Origin of the sequence: Aeromicrobium senzhongii (genome assembly GCF_014334735.1) — a bacterium.
GTDB lineage: Bacteria > Actinomycetota > Actinomycetes > Propionibacteriales > Nocardioidaceae > Aeromicrobium > Aeromicrobium senzhongii.
On sequence record NZ_CP060587.1, the window covers coordinates 1,132,061 to 1,142,790 of the forward strand.

General features: G+C 71.5%; 11 protein-coding genes. 6 read left to right on the forward strand and 5 right to left on the reverse strand.

Annotation, left to right across the window (positions count from 1 at the left end):
- Nucleotide 1: 1 nt before the first annotated feature.
- On the reverse strand, nt 2-1,768 hold the full coding sequence (gene sucB, locus H9L21_RS05730) for a 2-oxoglutarate dehydrogenase, E2 component, dihydrolipoamide succinyltransferase (protein WP_154595313.1): 1,767 nt from the start codon (nt 1,766-1,768) through the stop codon (nt 2-4).
- A gap of 18 nt (nt 1,769-1,786) precedes the next feature.
- Nucleotides 1,787-3,163, reverse strand: a complete 1,377-nt coding sequence (lpdA, locus tag H9L21_RS05735; RefSeq protein ID WP_187411837.1) for a dihydrolipoyl dehydrogenase — start codon at nt 3,161-3,163, stop codon at nt 1,787-1,789.
- A gap of 132 nt (nt 3,164-3,295) precedes the next feature.
- On the opposite strand from lpdA, the gene H9L21_RS15340 reads away from it, so the two are divergent.
- Nucleotides 3,296-3,844: a hypothetical protein gene (locus H9L21_RS15340; protein ID WP_222865861.1), complete on the forward strand. Its 549-nt coding sequence runs from the start codon at nt 3,296-3,298 to the stop codon at nt 3,842-3,844.
- A gap of 18 nt (nt 3,845-3,862) precedes the next feature.
- Here H9L21_RS15340 and H9L21_RS05745 read toward each other — a convergent pair whose 3' ends face one another.
- Nucleotides 3,863-5,173, reverse strand: a complete 1,311-nt coding sequence (locus tag H9L21_RS05745; protein WP_187411838.1) for a serine hydrolase domain-containing protein — start codon at nt 5,171-5,173, stop codon at nt 3,863-3,865.
- A 5-nt stretch (nt 5,174-5,178) separates the two neighbouring features.
- Nucleotides 5,179-6,594, reverse strand: coding sequence for a leucyl aminopeptidase (locus tag H9L21_RS05750; protein WP_154595312.1), 1,416 nt, complete (start codon nt 6,592-6,594; stop codon nt 5,179-5,181).
- A 33-nt stretch (nt 6,595-6,627) separates the two neighbouring features.
- Here H9L21_RS05750 and gcvT point away from each other — a divergent pair, with 33 nt between their 5' ends.
- Together gcvT and H9L21_RS05760 are read left to right on the forward strand one after the other, a co-directional pair.
- Entirely contained in the window at nt 6,628-7,728 is a 1,101-nt protein-coding gene (gene gcvT / locus H9L21_RS05755) for a glycine cleavage system aminomethyltransferase GcvT (RefSeq protein ID WP_154595311.1), read from the forward strand.
- Nucleotide 7,729: 1 nt separating this feature from the next.
- Nucleotides 7,730-7,924 carry a hypothetical protein gene (locus H9L21_RS05760; protein ID WP_154595310.1) on the forward strand — a complete coding sequence of 65 codons (195 nt, stop codon included), beginning with the start codon at nt 7,730-7,732 and terminating at the stop codon, nt 7,922-7,924.
- 9 nt (nt 7,925-7,933) lie between these two features.
- On the opposite strand, the gene H9L21_RS05765 is transcribed toward H9L21_RS05760, so the two are convergent.
- Nucleotides 7,934-8,482: a DUF3043 domain-containing protein gene (locus H9L21_RS05765; protein ID WP_154595309.1), complete on the reverse strand. Its 549-nt coding sequence runs from the start codon at nt 8,480-8,482 to the stop codon at nt 7,934-7,936.
- 56 nt (nt 8,483-8,538) lie between these two features.
- Here H9L21_RS05765 and H9L21_RS05770 point away from each other — a divergent pair, with 56 nt between their 5' ends.
- From H9L21_RS05770 to pspAB, 3 genes are read left to right on the forward strand one after another with little or no spacing between them, the layout of a single operon-like run.
- Complete coding sequence (locus H9L21_RS05770; protein ID WP_154595308.1) at nt 8,539-9,264, forward strand: PspA/IM30 family protein; 726 nt, start codon at nt 8,539-8,541, stop codon at nt 9,262-9,264.
- Nucleotides 9,239-10,126: a zinc metalloprotease HtpX gene (gene htpX / locus H9L21_RS05775; RefSeq protein ID WP_154595307.1), complete on the forward strand. Its 888-nt coding sequence runs from the start codon at nt 9,239-9,241 to the stop codon at nt 10,124-10,126. The genes H9L21_RS05770 and htpX overlap by 26 nt, the downstream gene beginning before the upstream one ends.
- A 1-nt stretch (nt 10,127) precedes the next feature.
- Nucleotides 10,128-10,697 carry a PspA-associated protein PspAB gene (gene pspAB / locus H9L21_RS05780; protein ID WP_187411839.1) on the forward strand — a complete coding sequence of 190 codons (570 nt, stop codon included), beginning with the start codon at nt 10,128-10,130 and terminating at the stop codon, nt 10,695-10,697.
- Nucleotides 10,698-10,730 lie beyond the last annotated feature (33 nt).

The following is a 10,730-nucleotide window of genomic DNA, read 5'->3' on the forward strand; positions in this document are numbered from 1 at the left end:
GTCAGCCCAGCTCGCCCTCGAAGGCGCCGGCCTGCAGCCGCTCCTTGATCGCAGTCAGGAAGCGACCGGCGTCGGCACCGTCGATGATGCGGTGGTCGTACGTCAGGGCCAGGTAGGCCATCGAGCGGATCGCGATGGACTCGGAGCCGTTCGCGTCGGTGATGACGACCGGGCGCTTGACGATCGAGCCGACGCCGAGGATCGCGACCTGCGGCTGGTTGATGATCGGCGTGTCGAACAGGGCCCCGTTGCTGCCCAGGTTCGTGATCGAGAACGTCCCGCCGGAGAGCTCGTCGGGCAGCACCTTGTTGTTGCGGGTGCGGGCGGCGATGTCGGCGATCTTGCGTGCCAGTCCGGCGATGTTGAGGTCGCCCGCGTCCTTGATGGTCGGAGCCAGCAGGCCGCGCTCGGTGTCGACCGCGATCGACAGGTGCTCGCCGTCGGGGTAGGTGACGGTGCCGCCCTCGAGGTCGAGCGCCGCGTTGACCTGCGGGTACTGCTTGAGCGCCTCGATGGCCGCCTTCGCGAAGAACGGGAGGTAGGTCAGCTTGACGCCCTCGCGCTCCAGGAACGCGTCCTTGTGCTGGGCACGCAGTCGCACGACCTCGGTGACGTCGACCTCGTGCACCTGCGTGAGCTGCGCCGCGACCTGCAGCGACTCGACCATGCGCGTGGCGATGGTCTTGCGCAGCCGGGTCAGCTTGTCGGTGCGACCACGCAGCGGGGACGGCTCGGACGCCGGCGCCGCGGAAGCGGCCGGTGCCGACTCCTGGGCCGGGGCCTGGGCCGCCTTGTTCTTCTCGGCGGCGTCGAGGATGTCCTGCTTGCGGATGCGGCCGCCGACACCGGAGCCGGTGACGGTCGCCAGGTCCACGCCGTGCTGCTTGGCCAGCTTGCGCACGATCGGCGTCACGTAGCCCTCGCTCGAGCCGTCGGAGGAGTCGGACTCCTGCGCCTTCGGCTGCTCCTGCTGGGGCTCTTCAGCCTTCGGCTCTTCAGCCTTCGGCTCCTCGGCCTTGGGCTCTTCAGCCTTGGGCTCGGGCTCGGGCTCGGGCTCCGGCTCCGGCTCGGGCTCGGGCTGCGACTCGGCGGGAGCCGCACCCTCCTCGCCGATGATCGCCAGCTCGGCGCCGACCTCGACCGTCTCGTCCTCGGCGACCTTGATCTCCAGCAGCGTGCCGGCGACGGGCGAGGGGATCTCGGTGTCGACCTTGTCGGTCGAGATCTCCAGCAGCGGCTCGTCGACCTCGACGGTGTCGCCGACGGACTTGAGCCACTGGGTGACGGTGCCCTCGGTGACGGACTCGCCCAGGGCGGGCAGCGTGACGGCCTGGCCCTGTGCGCTGCCGGACGACGCCGGCTTGGCCTCGGGCTCGGGGGCGGGCGCCTCCTCCTCGGGCTCGGCGGCCGGCTCCTCGGCCTCGGCGGCCGGCTCCTCGGACTGGGGCTCGACCTCGGCCTCGTCGCCGTCCAGGTTCGTGTCGCCCGCGGCCTCGGCCGCGTCGGAGCCACCGTCGGACGAGGACTCGCCCTCGTCGCCGATGATCGCCAGCACGGCGCCCACCTCGACGGTGTCGTCCTCCTCGGCCCGGATCTCGAGGATCGTGCCGGCGACGGGGGAGGGGATCTCGGTGTCGACCTTGTCGGTCGAGATCTCCAGCAGCGGCTCGTCGACCTCGATCGTGTCGCCGACGGACTTGAGCCACTGGGTGACGGTGCCCTCGGTGACGGACTCGCCGAGCGCGGGAAGGGTGACTTCGGTTGCCATGTGTCGTTGTCCTTGATCTCAGGCGTGCGAGTGCAGCGGCTTGCCGGCCAGGGCGAGAGCCGCCTCGCCGAGGGATTCGTTCTGGGTGGGGTGGGCGTGGATGAACTCCGCGACGTCGTCGGGGTAGGCCTCCCAGCCGACCCAGAGCGTCGCCTCGCCGATCTGCTCGCCCATGCGCGCGCCGAGCATGTGGACACCCACGATCGGGCCGTCCTTCTCGCGGACGACCTTCACGACACCCGCGGTCTGCAGGATCTGGCTCTTGCCGTTGCCGCCGAGGTTGTACTCGACCGTCTCGACCTCGCCGTGCTTCTCCTTGGCCTGGGCCTCGGTCAGACCGACCGACGCCAACTCGGGCTCGCAGTAGGTGACGCGGGGGATGTTCGAGTCGATGACGGGGCGCGGGTTGAGGCCCGCGATCTCCTCGGCCACGAAGATGCCGTGGGCGAAGCCGCGGTGCGCCAGCTGCAGGCCGGGCACGAGGTCGCCGACCGCGAAGACGCCGTCGACGTTGGTGCGCAAGCGCTCGTCGGTGGGGACCCAGCCGCGCTCGACGTTGACGCCGGCCTCCTCGAAGCCGAGCCCGGCCGAGCGCGGGCCACGGCCCACGGCGACCAGGACGACGTCGGTCTCGATGGTGTCGCCGTTCTCGAGGGTGACGACGGCGCCGTCGTCGTTCTGCTCGACGCCGGTGAACTTGACCCCGGTCTTGAAGCCGATCTTGCGCTTGCGGAAGGCGCGCTCGAGGCCCTTGCTGAGGATCGGGTCCTCGAGCGGGACGAGCGTCGGGAGGGCCTCGATGATCGTGACCTCGGCGCCGAAGGAGTTCCACACGGAGGCGAACTCGACGCCGATGACGCTGCCGCCGATGATGACGGCGCGCTTCGGGACCTCGTCCATGCGCAGGGCCTGGTCGCTGGTCATGACCCGGCCGCCGATCTCGATGCCGAGCGTGCGCGGCTCCGAGCCCGTGGCGAGCACGACGTTCGTGCCGGTGTAGCGCTGGCCGTCGACCTCGACGGTCTTGGCGTCGACGAGCTTGCCCTCGCCCTCGATGACGGTGATGCCGCCGGACTTCACCAAGCCGGTGAGTCCCTTGTAGAGGCGGTCGATCACGCCCTGCTTGTAGGCGTTGACCTTGGTCATGTCGACGCCGTCGAAGCTGGTGTGGACGCCGATCGAGTCACCCTCGCGGGCGGTCTGGGCGACCTCGGCCGCGTGCAGCAGCGCCTTGGTGGGGATGCAGCCTTCGTGGAGGCACGTGCCACCCACCTTGGCCTTCTCGATCATGGCAACGGTCTTGCCGAGCTGGACGGCGCGCAGTGCGCACGCATAGCCCCCGCTTCCGGCTCCGAGAATGACGATGTCGAACGAATGGGGTGCGTCGTCGGGCACGATGTCCTCCGGGTAGGTGGTCTCATGTCATCTTGTCACCTGCTCGGTGACGACTGCCACCGGGGAGCCGCGGATGGCCCGGTTGCGGCGAGGTTGGCGTCGTCAGTGGGCCGCGTCCGGCAGAATTGCGCCGTGGGTCTTTTCAAGCGTCGCCGCCGCACCGATGCCGGTGCCGTCGTGTCCGACCGCGACGCCACGCGGGCCGACCTGGCCGCCCTGCGTGAGTTCGCGACCACCCGGACGGGGGTCGAGGCGTATGTCGAGCCCAAGACCACCGTCACGCAGACGACGGTCGTGTTCGTCGCCTCCGACGGCGAGTGGACCCGTCGCCGCATCCCCAACGAGAAGGCCGCCGCCGACCTGGCGCGCAGCCTGAAGATCCCGGTCTACGACGCGAATCGCGTGGGCTATCCCCAGCGGATGCGCGACTACAACGCGCGCGCCAGCGCCAAGAAGACCAGTGTCGAGGTTGAGCGCGGCGACTACAGCCCGTCGCAGTTCGGCGCGATCATGACGCTCGAGACGATCGCCGGCACCGACCCGTTGCCGCGCAACCCGTCCAAGTCCGACCTCGAGCGGGTCCTGCGCGCGGCGCGCGCCCAGGCCCACCCGGACCGCACCGGCGGCGACCGGAGTCGCTGGGACAAGGTCGAGCAGGCCGCCCGCACGCTCGGTCTCTGAGCAGCGTCGGCCCCGGCCTCAGTGCCAGCCGCGGGGGTCCAGGCCGCCGGGGTGCGCGACCGCCGGGTCGTAGGGCTCGCGGCTGAGGATGAACGAGGCCAGGTCCAGGGCCCCGTCGGGCCGCACCACCAGGCGCTCGCCGGCGAAGTAGGTGTCCAGCCCGCGCCAGCCGTCACCGTCGCGCACGAAGCGCGAGCGCCGGTTGGCCATGGCGTCGGAGAGATGGAAGCCGTCGGCCGTCGCCTCGAGCCGGTACGGGACAGGACCCCAGAACCAGTCGCCCACCAGATCGGCCACGTCGGGCGCCGGCTCCACGGCGGTCGCGGGCGTGGGTCGCTGGTCCAGCATCCGGGCTGCCTCGAGCAGCCCGGTGGCGAGGTCGCCCAGCCGCAGCGTGTCGTTGGTGAGGACGACGACGCCCCAGCCGCTCTCCGGCTCGGCGATGGCGGTGGCCAGGAATCCGGGCATCGAGCCGCCGTGGCCGACCAGACGGCCCGATCCGTTGCCCGGCCAGATGCGCCAGCCCAGTGCCTGCGCGGTCGCCCAGGGGACGCCGGGCCGATCGTCCACGGCGAGCGGGACGACCATCTCGGCCCAGGTCGCGGCCGAGAGCACGTCGCCGGTGTCGCCGGCGGCGAAGGCGGCCCAACGGGCCAGCTCCTCGGCGCCGGCCCACAGCTGCCCGGCGGGCGCCATCGCTCCGGCGTCGTGATGGGGCTCGACCATGAGGCGATCGTCGAGGGGGTGGTGGGACAGGCCCACCGCCGCGCCGCCGCCGGGTTGCAGCGTGACGCCTTGCATCCCGAGCGGCTCGAGGATCCCCACGCGGACGGCGTCGAACCAGGAGGTCCGGCGCAGCACCGCGACGAGACGGCCCAGGACGGCGAAGCCGACGTTCGAGTAGTGGAAGCGCGTCCCGGGAGTGTGGACCAGCTCCAGGCCCGAGCCGATGAGCTCGTCCCAGTCGCCGCCCGGAGTGCGCTCCCACCACGGTCCGTTCGTCTCGGCCTGCAACCCCGACGTGTGGGACAACAGCTGGGCGATCGTGACGTGGCCGAACGGCACGTCGGGCAGGTGCCGTTCAATGCGATCGGCGAGATCGAGCCGGCCCTCGTCACGCAGCCGCATCACCTCGACGGCGACGAACGTCTTGGTGATCGAGCCGATCCGGTACGGGGTCGCGGGCGTCGCGGGGGCACCGTCGCGTCCGTCGACCGTGCCGACCGCGCCCGACCACTGCAGCGCGCCGTCGCGCACCAGCGCGGCGGTGACGGACGCCTGGCCGGAGGCCTCCTGCTCGGCGAGCAGGAGGTCGTCGAAGGCTGACACCGGGGTCAGCCGAGGTCGCGGGCGAGGCGGACGAGCGTGCGCACGCCGGCACCGGTGCCGCCGCCGGGCGTGTAGTCGAACGCACCGCCGTCGTTGTACCCCGGTCCGGCGATGTCCAGGTGGGCCCACGAGGCGTCGCCGACGAAGGCACGCAGGAAGGCGGCGGCGAACAGCGTGCCGCCGTAGGGCTTCGGGTTGTGCTGGCGCAGGTCGGCGATCGACGAGGTCTTCACGGCCGCGCCGATCTCCTCGGTGATGGGCAGGCGCCACATCGGCTCGCCCGCGAGCTCGGCCGCGGCCAGCACGCGCTCCTGCAGGTCGTCGTCGTTGCCCAGGACGGCGGTGGTGCGCGTGCCCAGGGCGACCATCGCGGCGCCGGTCAGCGTGGCGACGTCGATCACGTGGTCGGGCTCGTCCTCGACCGCGAGGGCCAGCCCGTCGGCCAGGACCAGGCGGCCCTCGGCGTCGGTGTTGTGCACCTCGACGGTGGCGCCCGAGCGCATGCGCAGGACGTCGCCGGGGCGCGTGGCCGTTCCGCTGGGCAGGTTCTCGGCGATGCAGGCGTACGCCGTCACGCGGATCGGCAGGCCGAGGCGCGCGATGGCGTTCGTCGCGGCGACGATCGCGGCTGCGCCGCCCATGTCGCACTTCATCGTCATCATCGAGGCGCCCGGCTTGAGCGAGAGGCCGCCCGAGTCGAAGGTGATGCCCTTGCCCACGAGCGCGAGGTGCTTCGTAGCGCCCTCGGGGTTGTAGGTCAGGCGGACCAGGCGCGGCGGGGCGTCCGAGCCGGCGCCGACGCCCAGGATGCCGCCGCAGTTCTCCTTGGCGAGACGCTTCTCGTCCCAGACGGTGACGCGCACGCCGGCCGGAGCCGCTGCCTTGATCGCGTCGGCGAACGAGGGCGGACGCAGGTCGCCGGGAGGAGTGTTGACCCAGTCGCGGGCCACGCAGGTGGCTTCGGCGACCACGACGGCCTCGTCGACGAGTCGCTTGGTCGCGGCCTTGCGGGCGTCGGGGCTCAGGATCGTCACGGTGTCGACGACCGTGGTCTTCTCGCGGGCCTCGGTGCCCTTGTAGTCGAGGTAGGTGTAGGTCGTCAGCACCGCAGCCTCCGCGATGGCGGCCAGGTCGGGCTCGGGCAGGCGGCTGGGATCGATGCCGATCCGGGTGGCCTTCGGCACCGCGCGCAGACCATTGGCGACGGCACGACGCTGCTGCTCGGCGTCGGGCTCGGCCGCGGTGACGACCCACGCCGTCACCTGCTCGTCCCCGCTGGGGACGACGGCCACGTCGCCGGACTCGCCGGTGAAGCCGAAGGCCGCCCACGGGACTCCGCTCGGGAGCTCCGCACCGGACGGCAGCAGGGCCACGACGGCATCGACGGTGGGCAGGGAGGCACGCAACTGGACCGTGGACATGCAGCCACTGTAGTCAGCGGTAGTTTGGCCCGCATGGACCTGCTCCAGTCGCCCTTGCGCGAGCGACACGAGGCGCTCGGCGCCAAGTTCTCCGAGTTCGGTGGGTGGTCGATGCCCCTCGAGTACGCCGGTGGCGGTGTGCTCGCCGAGCACAAGGCCGTCCGCGAGGCGGTCGGCCTGTTCGACGTCAGCCACCTGGGCAAGGCCCTCGTGCGCGGCACCGGTGCGGCGGGGTTCGTGAACTCCTGCCTGACCAACGACCTGGGCCGCATCACGCCGGGCAAGGCGCAGTACACGTTGTGCTGCTCCGAGGACGGAGGCACGATCGACGACCTCATCGCCTACCTGCGCAGTGACTTCGAGGTCTTCCTGATCCCGAACGCCGCCAACAACGCGGAGGTCGTGCGTCGGCTGCAGGCAGCCGCGCCCGAGGGGATCGAGGTCGAGAACCAGCACCGCGACCACGCCGTGCTGGCGATCCAGGGGCCGTCCAGCGACGAGCTGCTCGCAGCTCTCGGCCTGCGGGCCGATCACGAGTACATGTCCTTCACCACCGGGACGGTCGACGGTGTCGAGCTCACGGTCTGCCGGACGGGGTACACCGGCGAGCGCGGCTACGAGCTCGTGGTCCCGGCCGAGGACGCCGTCGCCGTCTGGGACGCCGCCATGGCGGCGGGGGAGTCGCTGGGCATCCGCGCCTGTGGGCTCGCCGCCCGCGACACCCTGCGCACCGAGATGGGCTACCCGTTGCACGGTCACGAGCTGTCGGCCGAGGTCACGCCCGTCATGGCGCGCACCGGCTGGGCGATCGGGTGGTCCAAGCCCACGTTCTGGGGCAAGGAGGCGCTCGAGCGCCAGCGCGCCGAGAAGAAGGTGCGCACGCTGCGCGGCCTGCTCTCGCAGGGACGCGGCATCCCGCGTCCCGGGATGGCGGTCCACGACGCGGACGGCGCCACCCTCGGCGAGGTCACGTCGGGCACCTTCTCGCCGACGTTGCGTCAGGGCATCGGCCTGGCCCTGCTCGAGCCGTCCGTCGAGGACGGCTCGACCGTCACGGTCGACGTGCGCGGCCGCGCCGAGTCCTTCACGGTCACCAAGCCCCCGTTCGTCCGAGCATCGACCAAGGAGAGCTGAGATGACCTGGTCCTGGCAGTACGAGAACAGCGCCGGCGAGGCGACCGGCACGTCCGAGACGTTCGACCAGCGCAGCGAGGCCGAGACCTGGATCGGCACGAGCTTCGAGGACCTGCTCGAGGACGGGGTCGAGCGCGTGCGCCTGTTGCAGGACGGGACCGAGGTCTACGGGCCGATGTCGCTGCGGCCGGAGTAGGCCCCCGGCTCAGTAGTGCTCGCGCAGCGGCTGCCCGACCTCGATGGCGGGCTTCGGCAGGCGCATGCGACGGATCTGCGTGCTGCGCAGGACGGCGTAGAGCATCGCGCCGCGGCGCTCGGGCTTCGTGAAGCGCTTGGTCAGCTCGCGCTTGAGCGTGATCAGCAGCCAGACCTCGTCGAGGATCGTCGCGAAGATCGTGACGGTCCAGAGGCTGAAGACGACCGAGGCCAGTGACGGGAAGAAGCTGAGCACGAGGATGACCACCAGGATCGGCAGCATAAACTCGGCGACGGTGCGGCGTCGGTCGACGGCGTCGCGGGCGAGGGCCTTGGCCGGACCACGGTCGCGGGCCGGCAGGTCGGCGGTCGAGCCGCCACCCATGAGCGCCTGACGCTGCTTGTCGCGAGCGGCCGCACGACGACGGCGCTCGCGCTCGGCCTGCTCCTTGCGGGTCAGGGGGCGCTTCATCTGGGCCTTGCGGGCGGCCTCGGCCTCCTTGCGGCTGCGGGTGGGTCCGCTCTTGCGCTGAGGGGTCGGATCGGCTGCGTCGTTCACGCCATGGACCCTACAAGGCCGGGCCCCATGCTGGTGCGCACGGCTAGGGTGGTGCCATGGCTGACGGCGGGATCTGGGGACGTGTCACGCGGCTGTTCCGCGCGCGCAAGAACGGCGGCGACGGCCCTGGGCTGGAGGAGGTGCGCGAGCGTCTCGACGAGGCGTACCGCACCCAGTCCCAGTTGCTGGCCCAGGTGCGCCGTGGCGTCGCCGACGTCTCGACCAGTCGCAAGCGGGTCGAGATCCAGCTCGCCGGGCTGCGCCGCGAGATCGAGACCGCCGGCGCCGAGGCGAAGGCCGCGGTCGGCCGCGGCGACGACGCCGACGCCCGCCGCGCACTCGAACGCCAGGTGACGCTGGAGAAGGCGGCGACCGAGCTCGACGAGCGCCGGGCGCAGCTGAGGTCCGAGGAGGACCGGCTGAACGGCTCGGCCGCGTCGATCGAGCGCCAGATCGAGGACTTCCGGGTCCGCAAGGACACGCTCGCGGCCCGGTACTCCGCCGCCCAGGCGCGCCAGGAGATCCAAGGCGCCACCGCCGGGATCGGCGCGACGAGCGGCGAGGTGGGCCGGGTGATGGCCGACGCCGAGCGGCACACCCGCGAGCTGGAGGCCACCGCCGACGCGGTGGACGAGCTGATGAACGAGGGCATCCTCACGCGACCGGGGGAGTCGCAGGACGAGGCGCTGCTGCGACGATTCGACGAGGCGCTCGACTCGGTCCCCACCGAGCCGCGCCGCGTGGAGGGAGACGACCATGGCCCGCACCAGATTTCGCAGTGACCGCGGCCTGACCCTGCGCATGGGCGGGGTCGGGCTGGGACTGGTCCTGCTCTACGTGGCGTTCGGCGCGTTCCTGATCTCGAGCACCAACATGGTGTTCGGCCTGGTCGTCGTGCTCGGCATGTCGTGGGGACAGTGGTACTTCTCCGACTCGCTCGCGCTCAAGTCGATGGGCGCCCACGTCGTCGAGCCCGAGCAGGCGCCCGAGCTGCACGCGATGATCGACCGGCTCGTCGCGCTGGCCGACATGCCGAAGCCGCGCGTCGCCGTGGCGGTGACCGAGATGCCGAACGCCTTCGCGACCGGTCGCTCGCCGAGCCACTCCGCCGTGTGCGTCACGACCGGCATCATGCAGCGCCTCGACGCCGACGAGCTGGAGGGCGTGCTGGCCCACGAGCTGGCGCACGTCGCCAACCGCGACGTCTCGGTCATGACGGTGGCGTCCTCGCTCGGCCTGCTGGCGGGCTTCCTGACCCGCTGGGGCATGTGGTTCGGCGGCGGCCGCGACCGCAACAGCGGCCCGGCGATGATCGTCGTCATCTTGGTCAGCGTCGTCGTGTCGGCGATCAGCTTCATCCTCACGCGCGCGCTGTCGCGGTACCGCGAGCTCAGTGCCGACCGCTCGGGCGCCTACCTCACGGGCCGTCCGTCGAAGCTGGCGTCGGCGCTGGTGAAGATCTCGGGTGACATGGCCCGGATCCCCACCTCCGACCTGCGCGAGGCGCAGTCGATGAACGCCTTCTTCATCGCCCCGGCCGTCAACGGGCAGAGCGTGCAGGAGCTGATGTCGACGCACCCGCCGTTGCAGGCTCGCCTCGACCAGCTCGCCCAAATCGGCGCCGACCTGTCCGAGCGACGCTGACGTGGGCTTCCTCGACGGTCTGCTCGGCCGTAGCAAGCCCCCGAAGGCGAACCTGGACGTCCTGTTCTCGGTCCCGCAGGCGGCCCTGACCCTGCAGGCCGAGGGCTTCGCGTTCACCGGGCAGGGTGCGGTGTGCTTCCGCGACGGTGAGGGGCGCGCGGACGACGAGGTGATCGCGTCGGCGCAGGAGATGATCCGGACCGACCCCACCGCCTCGGTCGAGCTGAACCATGACGAGTTCGGGTTCTCGTGGCTGGAGGTCGCCCGGCCGTCGGGCGACGTCGCGGGCCTCGTCACTGACCTGCACGCCGTGAACTCCACGATGGCCGACCAGGGCTTCGACACCGCGATGCTGTGCTCCACCGTGGTGTTCGAGCACGAGGGTCACCGGTTGGCCCTGGTCTACCTGTTCAAGCGGGGCACGTTCTACCCGTTCGTCCCCGATCCCTCGGGCGCGCGCCGGCGCGACAACCCCACCGAGCTGCGGATGCGGGCCCTGATCGAGAAGGACGTGCCGATCGAGCCCGACCTGGGTCGATGGCTCGCCATCTGGGGAGCTCCCGGACTGTGAGCATTCCGGTCTAGGCACTGCGTCGATGGCCCT